The 22,118-nt window shown below is 75.1% G+C and carries 14 protein-coding genes; 7 read left to right on the top strand and 7 right to left on the bottom strand.

Annotated elements, in window-relative coordinates:
* Nucleotides 1-325 precede the first annotated feature (325 nt).
* The 6 genes from B0675_RS19710 to B0675_RS19685 all read left to right on the top strand — a co-directional run bounded on the left by B0675_RS19710 (nt 326) and on the right by B0675_RS19685 (nt 6,988).
* Complete coding sequence (locus B0675_RS19710; RefSeq protein ID WP_347109176.1) at nt 326-1,474, top strand: radical SAM protein; 1,149 nt, start codon at nt 326-328, stop codon at nt 1,472-1,474.
* Nucleotides 1,471-2,163, top strand: a complete 693-nt coding sequence (locus B0675_RS19705) for an iron-containing redox enzyme family protein (protein WP_081220131.1) — start codon at nt 1,471-1,473, stop codon at nt 2,161-2,163. The genes B0675_RS19710 and B0675_RS19705 overlap by 4 nt, the downstream gene beginning before the upstream one ends.
* Nucleotides 2,156-2,359 carry an aroma-sacti cluster domain-containing protein gene (locus B0675_RS19700; protein ID WP_081220130.1) on the top strand — a complete coding sequence of 68 codons (204 nt, stop codon included), beginning with the start codon at nt 2,156-2,158 and terminating at the stop codon, nt 2,357-2,359. The genes B0675_RS19705 and B0675_RS19700 overlap by 8 nt, the downstream gene beginning before the upstream one ends.
* Nucleotides 2,360-2,448: 89 nt before the next feature.
* On the top strand, nt 2,449-5,523 hold the full coding sequence (locus B0675_RS19695) for an adenylate/guanylate cyclase domain-containing protein (RefSeq protein WP_241539816.1): 3,075 nt from the start codon (nt 2,449-2,451) through the stop codon (nt 5,521-5,523).
* A complete protein-coding gene (locus B0675_RS19690; RefSeq protein WP_081220129.1) occupies nt 5,520-6,380 on the top strand; it encodes a S8 family serine peptidase in 861 nt (286 codons plus the stop codon). Before B0675_RS19695 ends, B0675_RS19690 begins: the two co-directional genes overlap by 4 nt.
* Nucleotides 6,377-6,988 (top strand): GAF domain-containing protein, encoded by a 612-nt coding sequence (locus tag B0675_RS19685; RefSeq protein ID WP_081220128.1) that lies wholly within the window; start codon nt 6,377-6,379, stop codon nt 6,986-6,988. Before B0675_RS19690 ends, B0675_RS19685 begins: the two co-directional genes overlap by 4 nt.
* A 451-nt stretch (nt 6,989-7,439) precedes the next feature.
* On the opposite strand, the gene B0675_RS19680 is transcribed toward B0675_RS19685, so the two are convergent.
* The 5 genes from B0675_RS19680 to B0675_RS19660 all read right to left on the bottom strand — a co-directional run bounded on the left by B0675_RS19680 (nt 7,440) and on the right by B0675_RS19660 (nt 14,007).
* A complete protein-coding gene (locus B0675_RS19680) occupies nt 7,440-8,558 on the bottom strand; it encodes a hypothetical protein (protein WP_081220127.1) in 1,119 nt (372 codons plus the stop codon).
* Nucleotide 8,559: 1 nt separating this feature from the next.
* The gene (locus B0675_RS19675) at nt 8,560-10,689 is read right to left on the bottom strand and encodes a prolyl oligopeptidase family serine peptidase (protein ID WP_081220126.1); all 2,130 of its coding nucleotides are present in this window, start codon (nt 10,687-10,689) and stop codon (nt 8,560-8,562) included.
* 170 nt (nt 10,690-10,859) lie between these two features.
* Entirely contained in the window at nt 10,860-12,440 is a 1,581-nt protein-coding gene (locus B0675_RS19670) for an MFS transporter (RefSeq protein ID WP_081220125.1), read from the bottom strand.
* Nucleotides 12,437-13,633, bottom strand: a complete 1,197-nt coding sequence (locus B0675_RS19665; protein ID WP_081220124.1) for a radical SAM protein — start codon at nt 13,631-13,633, stop codon at nt 12,437-12,439. Before B0675_RS19665 ends, B0675_RS19670 begins: the two co-directional genes overlap by 4 nt.
* Before the next feature lie 104 nt (nt 13,634-13,737).
* Complete coding sequence (locus tag B0675_RS19660) at nt 13,738-14,007, bottom strand: hypothetical protein (RefSeq protein ID WP_081220123.1); 270 nt, start codon at nt 14,005-14,007, stop codon at nt 13,738-13,740.
* Nucleotides 14,008-14,599: 592 nt separating this feature from the next.
* On the opposite strand from B0675_RS19660, the gene B0675_RS19655 reads away from it, so the two are divergent.
* Nucleotides 14,600-15,847 (top strand): cytochrome P450, encoded by a 1,248-nt coding sequence (locus B0675_RS19655; RefSeq protein WP_081220122.1) that lies wholly within the window; start codon nt 14,600-14,602, stop codon nt 15,845-15,847.
* Between the two features lie 78 nt (nt 15,848-15,925).
* Here the strand turns inward: B0675_RS19655 and B0675_RS19650 are convergent, their stop codons facing one another.
* Complete coding sequence (locus B0675_RS19650; RefSeq protein ID WP_107482677.1) at nt 15,926-18,166, bottom strand: SWIM zinc finger family protein; 2,241 nt, start codon at nt 18,164-18,166, stop codon at nt 15,926-15,928.
* 773 nt (nt 18,167-18,939) lie between these two features.
* Nucleotides 18,940-21,921 (bottom strand): DEAD/DEAH box helicase, encoded by a 2,982-nt coding sequence (locus B0675_RS19645; protein ID WP_081220121.1) that lies wholly within the window; start codon nt 21,919-21,921, stop codon nt 18,940-18,942.
* Nucleotides 21,922-22,118 lie beyond the last annotated feature (197 nt).

The following is a 22,118-nucleotide window of genomic DNA, read 5'->3' as shown; positions in this document are numbered from 1 at the left end:
CCCCAACCGGTGTCGTCGGGGTTCTGGGCGAGGGAAATCATTCCGTACACGAAAGCCTCCGAGGAGCGGCAGGGGGTGAGGGAATCCGCGAGGAGCCGTGAACGCGTCGGGAATTCGGTGCAATTCCTTCGGCCTTCACAGCATGCGCACACGCCGGTTCGGGGGCCATGGACTCGAGGATGGCTCAAGGTGCATGCAGCAACAGACCCGCCGGGACAAAGGGGTTGCAGGCTTCTAAAGCGGGGCGATTCGACGGGGCGTGGTGCTCTCCGGATCGCTGCTGCGGGCCCCGCGTCGCGTACCGGCGCCGAACCGGCCGCGAACCGTGACCGAACCGCTGTCCCGCACGGTGGGGCAGCACGTCCCGGGGACCGACGGAGGTGACGAGATGCGGCTGGCGGAGATCATCGAGCTACGTCCGGTACCCGCGGCGGGGCTGCTCGCCACCCTCACCAGGCGCTGCCCGCTGAGCTGCGCCCACTGCTCCACGTCCTCGGGGCCGCGCGGCGAGGACACGCCGGGCGGTGCGCTGCGCCGCTTCGTCGCCGGCTTCACCCCGGCGGACCGTCCGGAGGTCCTGATGCTCACGGGCGGTGAGCCGTTGCTGCGGCCCGCGCTCGTGGCGGACCTCGCGGCGCTCGCGTCGGCGGCCGGAACGCGGACCTCGGTCCTCAGCGGCATGTTCTTCGCGGGCGAGGGCCGGGTGCCCGACCGCATCCTGCGCGCGCTGCGGAACGTCGCCCATTTCTCGGCGAGCATCGACGTGTTCCACGAACGTGAAGTACCGCGCGCGGCGGTCTTTCGCGCGATGCACCAAATCATGGAAAGCGGAATCGACGTGAGTTTCCATGTGGCGGGAACCGCTGCGGACGACGCGTATCTCGCGGACGTCACCCGGTCCATTCGCAGCGAATTCCGGGACCAGGCGGCGGTTCTGGTCAATCACGTCAGGCCGGTGGGGCGTGCGGCGGGCTGGGCGACCGCGCGCACGGTCCCGCTCCGGGACACCGCGGACACGGATCCGTCCGACGTACCGGCGGCGCCGTGCGCGATGGCGGCCTGGCCGGTGGTCGCCTTCGACGGCACCGTCGCGGCCTGCTGCAACCAGGTGGTGGTGGACGCCCGCCCGGTTCCGGAGCATCTGCGGCTCGGACACATCGCGGAGGACGACTGGGCCGCCGTACGGCGCCGCTGCCAGGAGTCGCCCGTGCTGCGCACCGTCCGTACCGCCGGGGTCGGGTCGTGCGCGGACTGCCGCGCTCTGGCCCGGCGGCCCGGCGCGCTGGCGGCGGCCGAGCGGTCCGGTTCGCGTCCGGCGGCGGGCGCGATGGACGTGCTCGGCGCCCGGCTCCAGCGCGACGCGGGAGCCGCCGCACTGCTGCGGCGCTACGGAAGCGACCGGTACGCGCCACTCGTGCTTTTGGACGGTACCCGCGACGGAGCGGGTGCCGGCGACGAGGAGGTTCCCGCGTGAGTCCGTCGGCCGTCGCGAACCTGCGACTCGAACTGTCCCTCGTGGAGCCCGTCCTGTGGACGTCGGCCGCCCGCATGTGGCGCTCGGGCCCCGGACTCGCCGACCGTTACCGGCACTATCTGAGCGCCATGCACCAGGTGATCCGCGCCTCCGTCCCGCTGATGGAGCGGGCGGCCGAACGCTGCGAGTCGCTCCCCCGGGATCCGGTCGGCCGGCCGCTCGCCCGGTACCTGCGGGCACACGCCGAGGAGGAACGGGGTCACGACGAGTGGCTGCTCGCCGACGCGGCGGTGACCGGAGCGGCACCCGGTGAGCTGACCGACGCGGTGACGCCCGCCCACGTGGCCGCCCTGGTGGGGGCGCAGTACTACTGGCTCGAACACGGTCATCCGGTGGCCCTCCTCGGCTACATCGCGGTCCTGGAGGGCAACGCTCCCGCGCCGGGACTGGCCGACCGGCTGGCCCGGGAGACCGGGCTGCCGCAGGCGGCGTTCGCGACCGTACGTCTCCACGCGGACCTCGACGACGGACACAGCGCGGACCTGGACCGGCTGATCGACGAACTGCCTCTGGACGCCGCACGGCGTTCCCTGGTCGCCGTGAGCGCCCTGCACACGGTCGCCTCCCTCGCCGAGCTGTTCGACCGCATCGCCGCGGCACCAACCGGATGGGAGAGCGCCCATGACTGACCCCGCACCCGATCGCCTCCGCGCCCTGGAGGACGCCGGGTTCCCGCTGCACAGCCTCTCCCCCGAGCAGCGGGAGGTGCTCCAGGACCTCAGTACGGAGGAACTCACCCTGCTGCTGGGCCTGAAGGAGCGGCTGGACGCGGCCGAGCCGGAGGTGCAGGCGCACAGCGAGATCGCCGGCGGAGCGCTGTTCTGATGACCGACGGCGCACGTGTGAAATGCCCCCGGTGCCCCGAACCCCCTCCGGAGGGCGCCGCGTTCTGCCCCCGGTGCGGCACCGCGTGCGTGGCCGCGGGCGACACCGCCACGGCCGAGGAGCGCCGGGTGGTGACGGTGCTCTTCTGCGACCTGGTCGGGTCGACGGCCCTGTCCGGGCGGCTCGACCCCGAGACCCTGCGCACGGTGACGCTCCGGTACTTCGCGCTGATGCGGGCGCGCATCGAGGAACACGGCGGAACGGTCGAGAAGTTCATCGGCGACGCCGTGATGGCGGTGTTCGGGGTTCCCGTGCGCCACGAGGACGACGCCCACCGGGCGCTGGCCGCCGCGCGCGGCATGGTCACCGGCCTCGACGGGCTCAACGCCGAGCTGGCGCGGGAGCACGGTGTGCGGCTCGCCGTGCGCATCGGTGTGAACACCGGCGAGGTCGTGGTCAGCGTCGACCCCGCCGCCCGGCAGGCACTGGTGTCCGGCGAGGTCGTCAACATCGGTGCCCGGCTCGAACAGCACGCCGGGGCGGGGGACATCCTCATCGGGCCGGCCACGCTGCACGCCGCCGGCCCCTCCGCGGTCACCGAGTCCGCGGGAGCGTTGTCCCTGAAGGGAGTCGGTGTCCCCGTGCCGGCCCACCGCCTGGTCGCCCTGCACGAGGACGACCCCGAGCGGGTCCGCCGCTTCGACACCCCCTTCATCGGCCGCGCCCAGGAGATGGCCGAACTCCGGCTGCTGCTGCGCAAGTTGGAGACGGACCCGCGCTCGCACCTGGTGACGGTCTACGGCGAGGCGGGCCTCGGCAAGACCCGCCTGCTGCGCGAGTGGCTGCGGGACTGCCCGGCCTACGGCGAGGGCCGGTGCCGTCCCTACGGCGAGACCGGATCGCTGTCGCCGCTCGCCGAAGCGGTGCGCCAGGTCCTCGCCGCCGTCGGCGAGGAAGCGGCCCTCACCGCGCTGCCGGCCCCCGAGCGGACGGAGGCGGAGCAGGCCCTGCGGCTGCTGCGGGCCGGGCTGCTCGCGGACGGTACGCCCAGCCCCTCGGCGGACGACACCCTCATGGCGCTGGCCTGTCTCCTGGACGCGCTCGCGCGTGAGCGGCCGGTGGTCGTGGTGCTCGACGACTGTCACTGGGCGTCCGGACCGCTGCTCGACATGGCGGACCGGCTGCTGGACGAGCTCGACCGCTCCCCCGTCGCCCTGGTGTGCGTCGCGCGCCCGGAGCTGCTGGAGACCCGTCCCGGCTGGGGCAGCGGCCGGATGCGGTCCGCGTCGCTGCTGCTCACCCCGCTCACCCGGGAGGAGGCCGCCGCTCTCGCCGACGAACTGGTCGAGGTGGCCGCCCACCGGCAGGGCGTACTGGAGGGCGCGCTCGACCGCGCCGAGGGCAATCCCCTGTACCTGGAGCATCTGACGGCGATGGCGGCCGAGTGCGACGACCTGCCACTGACCGTGCATGCCCTGCTCGGCGCCCGTATCGACGCGCTGCCGCCCGAGGAGCGGACCCTGCTCCAGGTAGCCGCCGTCCTGGGGCGGGAGTTCCAGCGCGCCGACCTGACCGAACTGGCCGGCGCCGAGGAACCCGCGGGACCGGCGGACTCACCCGGCGGTCTGCTGCGCGGTCTCGTACGACGGCGGCTCATCGAGGCCGCCGGGCGCACCCTGTCCACGCGTTCGGTGCTCCGGTTCGGCAGCGCCCTGGTGCAGGAGACCGCCTACCGGGGGATGGCGAAGAAGGTGCGCGCGCGGCGTCACGAGCACGCCGCCCGGGTCCTCGCCGACCACGACGCGGGCGATGCCGCCGTCGGCTCTCATCTGGCGCGTGCTCACCGGCTGCTCTCCGAACTGGGCGTCCACGACGACGACTCCGACGCGCTGCGGGCGCGCGCCGCCGGTCTGCTGACCCGGGCCGGGGCGGCCGCCCTGGCACGTTCCGACCTGCCGTGGGCCGACGACCTCCTCACTCAGGCCCGGGAACTGGCCGCGCCCGGCGAGCCCTTCGCCGGAGAGGCCGCCCGGCGGCTCGGGGAGACGAAGGTCGCCCGCGGCGAACCGGAGCGGGGCCGCGAACTGCTGGCCGAGGCGCTCGGTGCCGCCGACCGGACGGGTGACCGGCTGAGCGCCGCCCACGCCCGGCTCGCGCTGACCGCGCTCGACCCCCGGCACGGGTCCGCCGCCGAGGTGGCCGAGGCCGCGCTCCCGCTGTTCACCGGAGCGGGCGACGACCAGGGCATCGCCCGCGCCTGCGTCCGGATCGCCCAGGACCGTCAGCGGCGCGGGCTGCACGCCGAGGCCGAGGAGTCGCTCCGGCGGGCTCTGGACCACGCCGACCGTGCGGACGCCGAACCCGAACGGGCGCTGGCGCTCGGCGCGGTCGGCATCTCGCTGTGGCGCGGCCCCACCCCGGTGGCGCGGGCCGTGGCACGCTGCGAGGAGTTGCTGACGGCCCACGGCGCGGGCCGTCCCACCGTACGGGCCACGCTGGGCTGCCCGTTGGCCGTGCTCCTGGCGCTGCAGGGCCGGCACGAGGAGGCGCACGAGCGGCTGGCCGAGGCGGCACGCCTCGCCCGTGGTCTCGGCTATGCGGAGAGCGCGCTGTTCGTCCCGCTGTTCGCCGCGGAGGTCGAGGCCGTGACCGGTACGCCCGCGCGACGGCTCGCCCTGCTGGAGGAGGCGGCGCGCGCCGGCCGTGAACTCGGCGCCACGGGCGCCCTGCCCGGCATCGCCCGGGAGCGGGCCCGCATCCTGCTGGACGGCGGGGAGCCCGCCGAGGCGCTGGCTCTGCCGGACCCGGAACGGGCGGGCCTGCCGCCGGCCGAGTCCGCCGACGCGTACGGGCTGCGGGGCCGCGCCCTGGCACTCGCCGGAGAGGGGGACCCGGCGCGCGTCTGCGCGGACCGGGCCGTCGCCGCGGCGGGTGCCACCGACTCTCCGGTCGTGCGGGGCACCGCGGCCCTCGACCTCGCCCACACCCTGCGCGCCCTCGGGCTGTCCGCGGACGCGGCGCGGGGGGCAGGCACGGCTCTGGGGCACTTCGCCGCCAAGGGGCACCGGCCGGGCACGGACCGCGCGTCCGCGTTCGCCGACGAGAACACGGCCACGGCCCGGGGCGCGGACCGCCCGGCCGGACGGGAAGGCAGGACCGGATGACCACAGGAACGGCAGGAGGGCTCACCTGGAGCCTGCGTGACCGCTCGCCCGAAGACCTCACGATGCTCGCCGACACGGTGCCGGATCTGCCCGCCGACCCCTCGGCGTGGTCGGACGGCGGCGGGGTGCGCGTGTGCGTGGTCGACACCGGGGTGGAGTGCGGCCATCCCTCGGTCGGCGCCGTCCAGGGGTCCTACGAGGTGGCGCCCGCCCCCGACGGCACCCTGCGCGTCGTCGACAGCGGCCCGCTGCCCGACGGCGCCGGAGACGGCTGCGGGCACGGAACGGCGTGCGCGGGCATCGTCCGCCGGGTGGCACCGGACTGCGAGCTGTACAGCGTGCGGGTGCTCGGCGAGGGGTTCACCGGCAGCGGCGAGGCCCTGCTGACCGGGCTGCGGTGGGCCGTCGACCAAGGCTTCGACGTGGTCAACCTCAGCCTGTCCACGACCCGGCCGAAGTTCCTGGAGACCCTGCGGTCGCTGGCGGACCAGGCGTTCTTCACCGGCACCACGCTGGTGGCGTCCGCCCACAACACCCCGGTGGAGAGCTTTCCCTGGCGGTTCTCGTCGGTCATCTCGGTCGGCACGCACCGCGAGGACGACTCCGGGCTCTTCCTCTACAACCCCGCACCGCCCGTGGAGTTCTTCGCACCCGGCCAGAACGTGCAGGTGGCCTGGACGGGCGGCAGGACCATCCGCACCACGGGCAACAGTTTCGCCACCCCCTTCATCAGCGGGATGTGCGCACGCCTGCTCGGCACCCGCCCGAAGCTGACACCGTTTCAGATCAAGCACGCGCTCTACCTCTCCGCCGCGAACGTGCGCATCGGCGAACCAGGAACCCGAGGTGAATCATGAGCCAGTCCCCCGGCCTCGTCCCCGCCGCAGGCGTGGACCCCGCCACGCGCCCCGGCAGCGCGGAGCACGATCTGCTGCAGTCCGTCGTCGACACCGCGCGGGCGATCTTCGGCGCCGCGGCCAGTTCCGTCCTGCTGCACGACCGGGACGCCGACGAACTCGTCTTCCAGGCCGTGGCGGGCGAGGGCGAGAAGTCCCTCGTGGGCTCGCGGTTCCCCGCCGACCGGGGCCTCGCCGGCTGGGTCCTCGTGTCGGGCGAGCCCATGATCGCGGACGACCTGCGGGAACAGGGCATGTTCGCCCGGGACGTCGCCAAGTCGACGGGGTACGTGCCGGACGCGCTGATGGCCGCCCCGCTCGCCCACCACGACCGGGTCCTCGGCGTCCTCGAAGTGCTGGATCCCGCCGAGCAGTCCCGCTCCAGCCTCTCCGAACTCGATCTGCTCGCCCTCTTCGCCCGCCAGGCCGCGGCGGCCCTCGCGGTCATCGCCGACCGCCGCCACGAGGAGACACCCTCGGCGGTCCGCGCCCGGGGCCTGGAACTCCTCGCCGCACTCCGGGACGTACTCCTCGACGGGGTACCGCCGCAGGCGGCCCACGAGGGCTGAGACGCGGGGCTGCCGGGCCATCGGGCAGCCCCGGGCGCTCGCCTGACGAAGGGAGCCTCGGGGACCGGGGGTTGAGGCCCGCGGAGTGTGACGCAGCACCCTGGGAAGGCCACGGCCGTCCGCCCAGCGTGCTGCGTCACACTCCACGGTGGCCCGATTGCCGGGGTCCTCTCGGGCCAGGAGCGACCAGGCGGCATCGACCGGCATCCGTGTCGGCCACGCCCGGACGGTAGCGGCTCCGAGACGCCGGCCTGCGCGCCCGGCAGACCCAAGTCGTCTTCGGACACAGCCCGTTCGCCCGGCAGATCCAAGTCGTCTTCGGACGCTGCCCGTTCGCCCGGCAGATCCAAGTCGTCTTCGGACGCTGCCCGTTCGCCCGGCCGGGGGCGACCGGCGTCGATCCGTGTCCGGTCGGGACCCCGCCCGGGCGGTGCGAGCGGCGTCCTCCGCGTCAGCGGGACGCGGCTTCCACGGCGTCCGCCGCGTGGGTCTCGCTCTTTCCGCCGACGAGCAGGCCCGCCATCTCCCGTACGCGGAAGCGGAGTTCGGGATCGTGGGCGGTCGCCTCGACCGCGGCGCGCAGGGCGGCGGCCGAGGCACCGGGCTCCGGCAGCCGGCGGGCGACGCCCGCGCGCAGACAGCCGGCGGCGAGAACCTGCTGCTCCGACCCGTTGGGGGCGACGAGCAGCGGTGTGCCGCGCAGAAGGGCGGCGAGTACGGGCGCGGACGTCGCGTTCGTCAGAACGAGGTCGGCCCGGTCGACGATCGGTCCCATCCAGGGGCGGCGGCCGACGATCAGGTCGGCGTCCGGGGCGGCCTCGGGGGCGCCGGACCGGCCCAGTTCCACGACGGCCCGGTGGGTGCCGGAGGTGAAGGCGGCGTTGAGGCGGGGCCAGAGGGAGGCGCCGCCGAAGGTCCGGCCGAGATGGACGTACGCCAGCGGCTTGGATTCGGGCGGCGGATCGGCCGCCGTGGGTTCCGGCTCCCACCAGCAGGGGCCGACATGCCGTACGGCCGGGGGGAGTTCGGCGCCGGGCGGCTCCAGGGCGGGATGCCCGCGGAGCAGGAAGGCCGCGCCGAGCAGCGGGGTGTCGGGGAACCGGTCGCGCCGTGGGGCGAGGCCGGCCGCCTCCCGTATCGCCCCGTAGTGCTTCAAGGTCTCCGTGAGCCGCCAGGTGCGGTCGTGCGCGTCCACCGCGTCGGTGGCGGAGCGGTAGGGCCACAGGTGGGCCGCCAGTCCGAGGACGACCACCGGGAGGTCGGCCGCCTCGGCGGCCACCAGTGCGCCGTGACAGAGGACGGAGGTGACCAGGACGTCGGGCCGCGTCTGCCGGACCGCCCGCGCCACCTCCGTGTACTGCTCGGGCCCCCGGACCGTCCAGTGGGACACCGAGAGTGCCGTGGCGTCCGCGACGGCGACCGTCTCCAGACCTGCCTCGGTGGCCGTCGGTACGGCCCGCGGACCGGCGAGGACGTGCACGGTGTGGGCGCGGCGGCGCAGTTCGGCGCCGACGGCGAGGGCGGGATACAGGTAGCCCGGGTCGTTCAGCGGGCACAGCAGCACCTTCATGTCAGTCGTCCTCGGGCAGAAGGAGGCCCAGGTGGTGGGCGAGGAAGGCCATGACGTCCGCGTAGAGGCGTGCGCTGCGCGAGGCGCCGCGCGCGCCGTGTCCGACGCCGCGCTCGGTGCGCAGCACGACCGGCCCGGGACCGGTGCCGGCCCACTGGAGTGCGGCGCACATCTTCCGGGCGTGCGCGGGGTCGACGCGGGTGTCTCCGTCGAAGACGGCCAGCAGCACGGCCGGGTACCGGGCTCCCTCGCGCACCTGGTGGTAAGGCGAGTACGAGAGCAGTCGCGCGAACTGTGCGGGGTCCGCCGCGCTGCCGTACTCGTCGCGCCAGCTCGCGCCCATGCCGGACAGCTCGTAGCGGACCATGTCGAGCAGCGGCGCCGCGCACACGACGGCGGCGTACGTCTCCGGCCGCCGGGTCAGCGCGGCGGCGGCCAGCAGACCGCCGTTGGAGCTGCCGAGGACACCGAGCCGGCCGGGTGCGGCCCATCCGGCACGGAGCAGGTGGTCCGCCGCGGCGTCGAAGTCGTCGAAGGTGTTGTGCTTGTGCTCGCGGCGTCCGGCCCGGTGCCAGTCCTCGCCCTCCTCTCCCCCGCCGCGGACGCAGGCCACCGCGTACACGCCGCCCGCGCGGACCCAGGGCACGGCCTGCGGGGTGAAGCCGGGGGTCATCGAGGCGCCGAAGCCGCCGTAGCCGGTGACGACGGTGGGCCGGGGCGTGTCGGGACGTCCCGTGGGAGACATCACGAAGAGGCGCACCTCGGTGCCGTCGCGGGAGCGCAGGACCTCCTGGGTGACCTTGACGCCCTCGGCGGGCGGTGCCACAGGGGAGCCTCCCGGCCAGGAGCGCAGGCGTTCGGTGACGGCGTCGTAGTGCAGGACGACGGCGGGTGTGATGTGGTCGGTGTACGCGAACCACAGTTCGTGTCCAGCGTCTTGACGAGACGTCAGAGGGCTGACGGTTCCCTGTCCGGGCAGGGGCACGGTTCCGGTCAGGGCGCCGTTCCGGGCGTCGTGCAGGGTCAACTCGGCGACGGCGTGCCGGGTCCGTACGACCGCGAGCAGGGGCCGGTCCAGCGCCGGGCCGTCGAGGACCGCGAAGTCCTGGAGCACGGTGCCGGGTTGCTCGGCGACGAGGGTGCGCCAGCGGCCGGGATCAGCGGCGTCGCGGGCGGCCTCGGCGATGCGGCCCCGCGGGGCGCGGGCCGTCGTCCGCAGCAGCAGCGGTCCCCGGCCGGGCCTGAGGCGGACGGTGGTGCGGCCGTCGTCGCCGTGCTGGAGGCGGCGCAGTCGCGGCCGGTCGGGGGCGGTCGCGGTCAGGTCGGCGGTCCACAGGTCGGTGCGCGGTGAGGTGCCCTCGCCGGCGCCGACGACCAGGAGCCGGCCGTCGGGGGCGGTGGCCACGGTGTAGTACTGGGTGTCCGACCGTCCGGCCCCGAAGATCTCCGTGTCCTGGTCCGCCGGTGTACCGACCCGGTGCAGGTAGACGCGGCGCCGAAGTCCCGTGCCGCCCCCGGTGTGTTCGGAGGACAGCCGGCGGACGTAGTAGAAGGCGTGGCCGCCCGGCAGCCAGGCCACCGGGGAACGGCGGACCCGGTCCACGGGCCCGTCGACCGTCTCGCCGGTCGCCGTGTCGAGCACGCGCAGCACCGAGTGCTCCGTACCGCCCGAGGACAGCTGGACGGCCACGAGGTCGCCCTCCCACGACGGTTCCCAGGCGTCGAGCAGCGTCGTGCCGGACGGGTCGGCGTCCATCGGGTCGAGCAGGACCCGGGTCCGGCCGGCCTCGCGGACGGCCAGCGCGGCCAGTTCACGTCCCGGTTCCCTGCGCAGATGGAACTCCCGTCCGCCGCGCGCCACCGGAGGCCGGGCCCCGCCGCCCGCGAGCAGGGCGGTCATCCGCGCGAGCAGGGCGTCCCGGGCCGGCCAGCGAGCCTCCTCGTCGGCGTACAGCACGTCCTGTGCGGCGCACCAGGCGGCGGTCGCGGGGTCCCGCGGATCCTCCAGCCAGCGGTACGGGTCGGCCACGCGCACTCCGTGGACGATCTCCCGCGGTCCGCTGCGCGGGGCGGACGGGTAGGTGTACCGGCCGGGCACCGGCCCCGCGTCACGGGGCGGGGACTGGGTCATCGCGGCGCTCCAGGGAGAACGGGCAGGGCGGCGGACAGGGAGAACGGGCCGGGAGAACGGATCACGTCGGTCACGCTCACGGTCACGGTCACGGGAGGAGACACGTCCGGCGTCCGCGGGTGCGGACGGGGACGGATGCCCTGGCCGGGTACGGCGGGCGGACGCCGGTCTCAGGATGCGCCGTTGCCGGGAGGCGGGGCGGCGGGGTCCGCAGGTGCGGGCTCGGCCTTCGGTGCTGCCAGGCCCGAAGCGTCCGGCTCCCCGTGCGCCATGACCTCTGCCCGGTCGGCGGGCCTCCCGTCGAGGGGTCCCGCGGAGTGCGGGACGTCAGCGGCGGGCGCGGAACGCGCCGGTACAGCAGGGGCGGACGGCACCCCAGAGGCGAAAGGTGCAGCAGCGGCGGCAGGCGCACCGGCGGCGGCAGCCTCGTCGAGAGCGTTGGTCGCCGTGGTGTCCGAGGGAGCCGGAGCGTCCCGGGGACCTGCCGGCCGGACAGCGGGCTCCCCCTTCTTCGTGGTGTCCGCCTCGGCCTTCTTCGTGTCGTCCGCCACGGCGTCCAGGCTGGTCTCGCGCAGCAGGGGCACCGAGGACAGCACGGTCACCACCGCCGCCGTTCCGGCCAGGGCGAGCCAGGTGTGGCTCGACCCGAGGGAATCCACGAAGGAGCCGGCGAGGAGCGGACCGAGGGAGGCGAGGCCGGCCATGAGGAGTCCGGTCGCCGTGCTGACCCTGCCGAGCAGGTCCCGGGGGGCGAGGACCAGCATCGCGCGGCCGACGACGATGCCCGCCGGCGGACTGAAGAAGACGACCACGACGAGCACCGGGCCGATCGTCCAGGGCTGCGTGGTCCCGGAGAAGACGGCGAGACCCACCGCCCAGACCGCGCCGATGAGCAGGAACAGCCGGGCGGCGGGAATCCTCTTGATCAGCCACGGTGCCGAGGCGGCGCCCAGCATCGCACCGACGCCCGCGCAGGCCATCACCGCGCCGATCGCCGTGCCGCCCGCGCCGCTCTGCCGCAGGGAGACGACCATGGTCGTCTGGGCCGCCGCCGAGACGACGTTGATGCCCGCGGCGAAGAGGAGGGCGGCCAGCAGGGCCCGTTGGTGCGTGAGCCAGCGCAGCCCCGCCGTGAGCCGGTTGTCGCGCTCGGCCCCCGCGACCTGGCGGGCGGGCCGGGAGGCGATCCGCAGCAGCAGCACGGCGGACACACCGTAGGACAGCGCGTCGGCGGCGAACGGCAGGATCGGGTCCAGGGTGAACAGCCAGCCGCCGAGGAACGGGCCGATGAGCGAACTCGACGCCATCGCGGCCTGGCTGCGGCTCAGTGCGTCGGTGAGGTCCTTCTCCGGCACCACGTCGCGCACGGCGATCGTGGCCGCGGGGGCGAAGAGGGCGGTCGCCGCGCCCTCGACCACGGCGACGCCGAGGAGATGCGCCTGCCCGAGGTCCCCCAGTGCCGACACCAGCGGAATGCTGGCCAGGGCCACCAGCCGCACCAGGTCGGTCCCGACCATGATCATCCGTCGGTCGAACCGGTCGGCGAGATGGCCCGCCGGAAGGCGCAGCAGCGTCCGGGTCACCAGCGAGCAGGTCGCGACCGTACCGGCCTGTGCCGCGCTGCCCCCGATGGACAGCACGAGCAGCGGGAAGGCGAGCAGCGACAGCTGCGATCCGAGGGTGGACAGCGTCGAACTGAGCCAGAAGCGGCGGAAGTCGGGGTTGGTGCGCAGGATGCCGGCGCCTGTCATCCCAGCCGTCCGACGGCGTCGAGGCAGTCCAGGACGCCGGCGTCGACCCGGTCCTGGAAGACGGCGCGGACGGCCGCCTCCTCGTCGTACTGGTAGTGGTCGTGGCAGCTGACCCAGCGGCCTTCGGTCTGCTCGGCGTCGAGATAGCCGTCGGCGATGGTGCCGACCTCCATACCGGGTTTGCCGGCGGTCTCCCAGCAACTGGCCAGCACGCCGTCGGCGTTGACGACCGCGCCGTAGCGGCCGTCGGTGAAGGAGCAGGCCTGGCACGGGACATGGGCACGCGGGCGGGACACCGTGAAGCCGAGTTCCAGCGCGCGGGCGTGCCAGCGGACGAAGTCGTCGACGAGTCCGTTCTCGTGCAGCAGGTTGTTGGCGTAGCCGACGCCGACGTCGCCGACCCGGGCGAAGTGGATGCCGCAGCGTGCCGGATCGAGCTGCGTGCCGAGCCGCTCCACCAGTTCGTCCACGCCGTTGCGGTTCAGGTGCGAGACGTTGACCCGCAGCATCCAGCGCAGGGAGGTCTTCTCGATGGCGCGCGCGATGTTGGAGACGATGACGTCGAAGGTGCCGCCACCGGAGCGCCTGACCCGGATGGCGTCGTGGTCGGCACGGTCGCCGTCGAAGGTGACCTGCACGGAGCCGAGTCCGGCCGCGTTCAGTTCCTTGGCGATCAGCGGTGTGAGCAGCGTGCCGTTGGACGTCATCGACGCGGTGAGGGTGCCGAGTCGGCCGGCCCGGGTGAGCAGGTCGCGGCAGCCTCGCGGGTTGAGCAGCGGTTCGCCGCCGAACAGCAGCAGCGACAGTCGGTCCATCTCCGCGGCGGCCATGCGCTCGCGGGTGAAGTCCAGTACCTGGGTCACGCCTTCGGGAGTGAGGCGTGCGTGGCTGATCCGCGGCGGCCTGCTGCCGCCCTTCGGGTCCTGCGCGGTGTTCTGGAAGCAGTAGCCACAGCCGAGGTTGCAGTCCGTGCTGGTCAGCACGGTCAGTGAGTACGAGTTGTAGGGCTTCACCTCGTACAGGCCGGCCTCGCGGAGATAGCGCTCGGCCGAGGGCCGCAGGGTGCCGTCGGGCTCCACCTGGCCGGGCCGCATCAGGGCGTAGCCGCCGGCGCCCAGGAACCACCACCCCCTGCGGGCACGGATCAGACGGGCCCCGGCGGTGGGGACGGCGACGGACTGCGTACCGGGCACGGCAACCTCCGGAGCGAGGGCGGGAGTTGGGAGGCGGGCGCGGCCCGGTCGCGACGGCGTCAGGCGCCGCCGCGACCGGAAGGACCGCGCCGGTGGTGAGCCGATCAGGCGTTGTGCTCCTGGTGGACGCCGCACCACGGGGTGTCCTCGCCCTCCTCGGAGTGCGCGACCACCTCCGGCTCGTCGAGGTGCTCCTGGTGCACGCCGCACCAGGCGACGTTGGAGGCGGCGTGCGCGACCACCTCGGGCTCGTCCACCGACTCCTGGTGCACACCGCACCAGGCGACGTTCGAGGCGGCGTGCGCGACGACCTCGGGAGTCTCCTCCGCGGGGGTCTCGGTGGTCTCCTCGTTGGGCTCGACGTTCTCGGCCATGTTGGTCCTCCATACGACGGGCGTTCGGGACGACGGACGGCAGCACTGCGCCGACCGGCAGGAAGCTAGGAGCAGCGGGTTCGGCACCGGTTCGCCGCCGGTTGTGCGACGGTGAATCCCCCTGGTGGGCGCGCCGGGTGAGCACGGTGCGCCGGGGTGCGACCGACGCGGCGGAGTCGGAGGCCCCCGGGGGACAGCGCTCCTGGAGTACGCGAGGCCGCAGGCGCCGCGAACGCCGCCGCCGGACGCCGCTCCGCACGGCGCGACGGAGGCGGCCGCCGGGTGTCGCACCGTGGTTCGGCACGGAGCCGGCCGACGGGTGGCACGGAGGTGGTTCGACAGGTGGGCGGTCGCCGGGTGTCCCGCGGTGGTTCGGCGCATAGGGGGTCGATGGGTGTCACGCGGGTGGTTCGGCGCGGTGACAGTCAACGGGTGGCACGCGGTGGTTCGGCGCGGAGCCGGCAAGGGGCGCGCTTCGACTGGCCCGTCGAGGCCGGGCATACCGGAATCGCACCCGGCCCGAACCGGCGGGCAACCGGCCTTTCCTACGGTGACCGCCGCACACTCCGCGACCGCGAGAGGACGCCTCCGTATGGACACCGAGCCCGCCGTCACGGCCGCCCCTCCCGCAGCGGCAGGACGGCAGCCGTTGCCGGAACCGCTCGGGCCGGGATTCCTGGCCCGGCCGGAGGAGACTCTCGCCGAGATCCGGGAGACCTGTCCCGTGGCCCGGATCAGGACGCCCGCGGGACGTCCGGCGTGGCTGGTGACCCGTGCCGAGGACGTGCGCGCCGGATTCCTTGACCCGCGCCTCTCCCTGAGCGGCGGCCGTGTTCCCGACCCGGACGTGCGGCGACGCGCCCTGGACGTGACCCTCGTCAACTACGACCCGCCGGACCACACGCGCATCCGTCGCCTGGCGACACCGGCCCTCACCCCGGCCCGTATGACCGCCCACCGGGAACGCATCGAACAGGCCGCCGGTGAACTCCTCGAAGCGGCCGACGCCGCCCGCGGGCGCGGACCCGTGGAGCTGATGGACGCGTTCGCGCGGCCGTTCGCCTTCCGGTCGCTGTGCGAGGTCTTCGCGGTGCGCGAGGAGGAGCGGGCCGCGCTGTACGAACCGGTCGCGCTGCTCGCGGACAAGACGGGCCGCACCGCTCGTGCCGTCGAGGAGAGCGTGGCCCGCATCGACGGCTTCGTGCGCGGCGAGATGGCCCGCCGCGAGGCCGCTCCGGGTGAGGACGTCGTGTCCCGGGTCCTCGCCGCCTGGCACGAGCAGGGGGGTGCGAGCGAGGACGAGGTCGCCTCGCTCCTGGCGATGCTGCTGCTGGCCGGCTTCGACAGCACGGTGCAGGCGATCGGCATGAGCGTGGTGGCGCTGCTGGGCCACCCGGACGTGCAGGAGTCCCTGCGGAGCGAGCCGGGGCGGATCCCGCGCGCGGTCGACGAGTTGCTGCGCTGGGACACCCCGGGCCCCTTCAGCACCAAGAGGGTGGCACTGGAGGACGTACGGTTCGGGGACACCGTCATTCCGGCGGGCAGCGGTGTCCTGCTGTCCGTGGCGGCGGCCAATCACGACCCGCGCTGCCACGCCGACCCCGCGACGCTGGACCCCGACCGCGGTACCGCCGGCCGTCACCTGAGCTTCGGTCTGGGTCCGCACTACTGCCCCGGGTCGGCCCTCGCCCGCCTGGAGCTCACGGTGACCCTCACCGCCGTCCTCGGCCGCTGGCACCGGCTGGAGCCGGCGGTGCCGCTGCACGAACTGGCATGGGGCGGTGGCTACCTGCACCGGCGACTGGCCGCACTGCCGGTCCTGCCCCACGGACCGGCCTAGGCGGGTCCGCCGCCCCACGGACCGGCCTGGGCGGGTCCGCCGGGGGCAGCCGCCCTCCGGCGGGGCGCGGAGGCCGCGTCAGAGGTCGCCCGGTGCGCCCAGGCCCGTCAGGGCGCCGACGGGGTCGAGGTCGGGGGTGCCCCGGGGCCACCAGTCGTCGTGGCCGGGCTCGGACTCGAAGGCGTACCAGAGACCGTTGCGGCCGAGGCGGAGTTGGGCGTGGCCGCCCGGGTGGGTCAGGTGGTTGCGCCACGGACGGAAGGCGGGGAGGTCCGCGGCCAGCAGCAGCGGCCTCGCCCGGTCGAACCGGCCCGCCGGCGGGTCCCAGGGCTCTTCGAGCACGCCGAGCGCGTCGAACCCGCCCTGCCGCCAGGCTGCCACCGCACGCGCCAGATCCGCGGGGGTCCGCCGGGTCGCCTTCGCGAGCGAGGCGTAGAGGGCCCTGGTGCCGGCGGTGAGGCCCGATCCGGGGCGGCCGGCGGCGATACGCACCGCGTCCTGCCAGAGCGTCAGGTCCGCCACGGGGTCGCGTCCCGCGGTGAGCAGGGCATGCGCACGGGCTGCCGCGTCCGTCGCCAACTGGTCCAGCGCGAACGGGTCCGGGCCGCCCGGAGCACCCGGATAGGCCGGTGGCTGCTCGGGATGAGCGGGCGGTGGCAGCGGTACGGGCAGGGGCGGGAGCGCACCCCGGGCCAGGACGTCACGGGCGCGCACCCCGGGCAGCGGCGCCGGTTCCCGCTCCTGGGACGCGCGGGCTGCGCGGGTGGCGTTGCGCCGCGACAGCGCGTCGAGCAGTTCGCGCTCGCCCCGGCCGCGCAGCAGGAGCAGCACGAACGGGTCCTGGTCGAGCAACCGGGCCGTCTGATAGCAGAGCGCGGCCGCGTGCTTGCAGGGATGTCCGAAGTCGGGGCAACTGCAGTGCGGTTCGAGCTCGCCGGGACCGGGGAGCAGGTCGACCCCGCACTCCGCCAGCGACTTGGGCATCTCCTTGTCGAGGAGTGCGGCGATGTGTCCGGGCCGCTCGGCGGCCGCGTCGAGGAAGCGGTCCCAGTCGGCGTCGGCGAGGGTCCGCACCCTGATCTGCACGCGGTACGGCCGCGGTCGGCTGCCGTGCACGTATGCGAGGACCAGGCCGGGGGTGACCGTGATGGCGTCGACGTGTCCCTGCCCGGCGTACGTCCGGCCTCGCGCCAACCGCCCGGCGTCCAGGGCCCCTTCCTCCAGCGCCGTGACCCACGCGTTGCCCCACCACGTCTCCGCGAACGCCCCGTCCGCGGTGTCCCGCGCCGGGAATCTGGGGAACGTACGGCGCAACTCCCCGTCCCGGCCCGGGGATGCCATGGAACGCGGCAACCGCTCGGCGGGAGCGGGGTTCCCCTGGGCGCCACGGCCGGACGCGGGGTATCGGCCGGAGCCCGATGCGGGGTGTGGGGCGGGCTGCGCTTCGGGGTGCGGCGAGGCCATGTCCAGCTCCGCCTCGTCCGCCGCGCGGCCCTCTTCCGAGGATGTGGGCCGCGGCCCGGACGACGCCGGGGGCGGGTCGGAACGGAGTGGCTCCGGGGAGGGGGTCGCCGGCGGGAGGGAAGCGGGCGTCCGGGGCTCGGAGGCGCGGTAACCGAACTGTTCCGCACCGTCGCCTTCCCCTTCCGGATGCGCGAGGGCACGTCCGGCCGCCCGCTCGTCGCCCCGCTCGTCGGCGGGGTGCGACGGAATCCAGGGGTCGGACACGTCGGAGGGGAGCTGGAAGGCACCGGCGAGCAGTTCCCTCAGCTCCTGGGCACGAGACGCACCCTCGGAGTTCGCCGGGCTCCCGACGTCCCGACGTCCTCGGGTGCCCCCGGTCGTCCCCTTGTCGGGCCGGGTCCGCGCACCTCGCTTGGCGCCGGCTCCACGGCCCCCCGCACCCGTGGCGGCTCCCCCTTCGACGCCCCCGGCCGTCCGCGCCCGCTTCGCTTCGTCCCGCGCGGCACGCAACGCCTCACGGGCGATGTCGCCCGGGCGTGCGCCCTCGGTCGTCCCCGCACCCCGGGCACCGGGCGGGACGGACCCCGCCGCCTCGGTACCTCCCGCCGCGCCCTCGTCACCGTCCCCACCCGAACGGTCCGCCGCGACGCCGTCATGGAGCTCATGGGCACCACCGCCGGCCACGGCCTCCGCCCCGCGCCCATCTCCGTCGCCGTCGCTGTCGCCGTCGCCAGGCACCGATCCCGACACGTCACCACCGCCACGCCAACTCCGCGTGGCAGAAGGAGAGTCGGCACCTCGACCGCGGACGGTCCGGTCCCTCTCCGCCGCCGCACCGGAACCCGCGTCGGACACGGCGTGCCCGGCCGGCGACGTCCGCCCACCGGTGTCGGCCCGCTCGTCGTCACCGCCGCCGCCGTCATGGCCATCGGCTCGGGCACCGGCAGACCCGACAGCGCTCGTCCGGCCCCCTCGGGCCCCGGCGGCCCTCGCCGCCTCCGTCGCCCGTCGCAGGGCCTCGCGTGCCACGTCACCAGGGCGCGAGACCGGGGCGGACCCCGGCCGAGAAGACCTGCCCGCACTGCCCCCAAGCGAGGCAGACGTGGAGGACGTGGAGGACGTGGAGGACGAGCCCGCCGACGGCGAGGACGCAGAAGGCGCCGCCGACCCGGCCGACGAGGACACCTCATCCGGCTCGGCCCGCCCGCCATCACCCTCACCCGAAACCGAGGGCGAGAGGGAGGGCGACGCCGACGACGAACCCGCTGCCGAAGTCGCAGCCGCAGGCCCAGTCGAACCCTCGCTCGGGGCTCCCGCATCCGCACCGGCATCCACGGCCGCCCTCACCGCCCCGCCGGCCGCGCCCGTCGCCCGGCCGCCCCGCTCCCCGCTCTCCCGCCCCCTCTCCCCGTTCCGCTCCCTGCTGTCCCGCTCCCGGGCAGCCCGCAGCGCCCGGCGGGCCGCGTCCGCGGGGCGCTCTCCCGGTGCCGGTCGGGACAGGTCGATGCCCTCGGCGTCCGCACCCTCCGTGTCCGTGCCCTCCGTGTCCGTGCCCGCCACGTCCGTGCCCTCGGCCGGTTCGCCGGCACCGGAGCCGTCCACGCGGTGCTCCTCTCCCTCCGTCCCGCTCACGTCGGCCTCCGGAGCGAGACGAGGTCGGACAGCTCGCGGTCGGTCAGCTCCGTCAGGGACGCCTCGCCGGAGCCGAGGATCGCGTCGGCGAGGGCACGCTTCGCTTCCAGCATCTCGGCGATGCGGTCCTCCACCGTGCCCTCGGTGATGAGGCGGTGGACCTGGACGGGCTGGGTCTGGCCGATGCGGTACGCGCGGTCGGTGGCCTGCTCCTCTACCGCTGGGTTCCACCAGCGGTCGAAGTGGACGACATGGCCGGCGCGGGTGAGGTTCAGGCCGGTGCCCGCGGCCTTGAGGGACAGCACCAGGATCGGGGTGCCGCCGCTCTGGAAGCGGTCCACCATGCGTTCGCGTTCGGCGACCGGGGTGCCGCCGTGCAGCAGCTCCACCGGAACGGCCCGCGCGGTCAGGTGGGCGGTGATGAGGCGGGCCATGCCGACGTACTGCGTGAAGACCAGGGCCGAGCCGTCCTCGGAGAGCAGGGTGTCCAACAGCTCGTCCAGCAGGGCGAGTTTGCCGGACCGGGCGGACGGTCCGTGGGCGGCGGCCTCCGCGTCCTCCTTCAGGAACAGGGCCGGGTGGTTGCAGATCTGCTTGAGGGAGGTCAGGAGCTTGAGGACGAGTCCCCTGCGGGCGATGCCGTCGGTGGTCTCGATCGCGAGCAGCGACTCGCGGACCACGGCCTCGTAGAGGGAGGCCTGTTCGCGGGTCAGCGGGACCGGGTGGTCCGTCTCCGTCTTGGGCGGCAGCTCGGGGACGATGCCCGGGTCGGACTTCTTGCGGCGGAGCAGGAACGGGCGGATCAGCCGCGCGAGCCGGGCCACCGCTTCCTCGTCCTCGCCGTTCTCCACGGCGCGGGCGTGGCGGGCGCGGAAGGACTTGAGGGGGCCGAGCAGTCCGGGGGTCGTCCAGTCCAGCAGGGCCCACAGCTCGGAGAGGTTGTTCTCCACGGGGGTGCCGGTGAGGGCCACGCGCGCGGGGGCCGGGATGGTGCGCAGGGCCTTCGCCGTCGCCGAGTAGGGGTTCTTGACGTGTTGTGCCTCGTCGGCGACGACCATGCCCCACGGCTGGTCGGCGAGGTGGGCGGCGGCCGAGCGCATCGTCCCGTACGTGGTCAGGACGAAGCCGCCGTCGAGGTCGTCGAGGGTGCGGTCGGAGCCGTGGAAGCGGCGCACGGGGACGCCGGGTGCGAAGCGGGTGATCTCCCGCTGCCAGTTGCCCAGGAGGGAGGCGGGGCAGACGACCAGGGTCGGTTCGCTGCGGGCCCGCCGCAGGTGGAGGGCGATGAGGGTGACCGTCTTGCCGAGTCCCATGTCGTCGGCGAGGCAGCCGCCGAGGCCCAGGGAGGTCATGAGGTCCAGCCAGGCGAGGCCGCGCAGCTGGTAGTCCCGCAGGCGGGCCTGGAGGCCGGGGGGCGGCTCGACGGGGGTGAGGCCGGCCGTGAGGCGGTCGCGCAGGGTGGCGAGCGCGCCGACCGGGACGGCCTCGACGGTCTCGCCGTCGACCTCGGCGGTGCCGGTGAGGGCGACGGAGAGCGCGTCGACGGGGTCGAGGAGGCCCAGTTCACGCTTGCGTGCCTTGCGGACGAGTGCCGGGTCCACCAGGACCCACTGGTCGCGCAGCCGGACGACGGGCCGGTGTGCCTCGGCCAGGGTGTCCATCTCGGCCTCGCTGAGGGGGTCTCCGCCGAGGGCGAGCTGCCAGCGGAACTGGAGCAGTTCCTCGCTCTCGAAGAAGCCGGTGCCGTCCGTCGCCGAGCCGGGGGCGGGGCGCACCACGGCGGCGGCGCTGAGGTCCTGGGCGAGGTCGCGCGGCCAGTGCACGGCGACACCTGCGGTGCCGAGGCGGGCCGCGGCGACGCCGAGGAGGTCCGACAGCTCCTCCTCGGAGAGGGCGAGCACGTCCGGCACGTCCTGCTCCGAGAGACGGTCGAGCGGTGGCCAGACGCGGGCCGCGCGGCGTACGGCGAGGGCGGCGTCGACGCGCGCGCGGGGCCCGAAGACGTCGTCGGCCTCCCCCGACCAGAGGGCCGCCGCGTCGATGACGAGGGTGGGGTCGGCGAGGCTGTGCACCTGGACGACGGCGGCGCCGGCGCGCCGGGCGCCCTCGCTGTCGTCGAAGAGCTGGTAGGCGGACAGGTCCAGGCGCAGGGAGATCCGTACGCCCGCGTCCATGCCCGCGGCGACCTCGGCCGCCCAGTCGTGGGCTCCGGGCAGCCGCTGGGGGGCGCGGGCCGCGAAGGGGAGGCCGGAGACGTAGGGCGCGGCGGGGGTGCGCGGGAGGGTGTCGGCGACCGCGTCCAGGAAGGAGCGCATGAGGGCTTCCGGCTCGGGGAGCCGGAGGGGTCCCTGGCCGGGGAGCGGGACGGCGTGTCCCTCGTACGGCAGGGCACCGGCGATCGCTCGCAGGTGGGCGACGTCGTCCTGGTCGAGGGGGCCCGCGCGCCAGGAGTCGAAGCCGTCGGGGGTGAGGCCGGGGAGCAGGCGTCCGCGGGCGACGAGGCGCAGCGCGTGGAGTGCGGCGGCGCCCCAGCAGGCGGTGGCGGGGTGGGCGGCGGGGTTGCTGCGGGCCGCGGCGAGCAGGGGCAGGGCCTCACCGACGGAGAGGGTGAGGGCAGGCACGGTGGCGCGGCGGATTCCGGAGCCGTGCGGGCGTACGACGGTCAGCTCGGTCCGGTCGCGCGCGGGCGCGGCGGCGGGGCTCGCGGCCGGCGCGGCGGCCTCGGGCTCCTCGGTGAGCGCTGGGTCGTCCTGGTCGGCGGCGGGTGCCGACGCGCCGACCGGGTCCCAGAACGCGATCCGTCCTTCCCGGGGCAGCGGTGCGGGCAGGAAGACGGCGGCGAGCCGCACGGAGGGCAGCGGGGCGGTGGGCGGCCCGGCGGAAGGCGTCCGGTCCGGGAGGGCGGGTGCGGCGGGCACCTGGGCCGGGGAAGGCCAGACCGGCGCCCGCTCGGCCACCGCGTCGATCGCGTCGCGCATACGTCCGGTCACCTCCCGCCCCTGTGTCGCGTCAGTTGTCTTCGACTCTACGGGCGGGGTCGGACAATCGGCTCCCACGGCCACGCGGGGCGGGGAGCGGCCCGGCCGGGGGCTCGGGCCGCGGATCGGGCGGGGTCGGTGAGTCGGTGCCGCAGTGTGCCGGTGCGGCCGTCGCGGTATCCGCCGAGTGGCGTGGG

Source organism: Streptomyces sp. M41(2017), from assembly GCF_002078175.1.
Classification (GTDB): Bacteria; Actinomycetota; Actinomycetes; order Streptomycetales; family Streptomycetaceae; genus Streptomyces.
The sequence above is the reverse complement of the archived record's forward strand: the minus strand, read 5'-3'. Positions and strand labels throughout refer to the sequence as shown.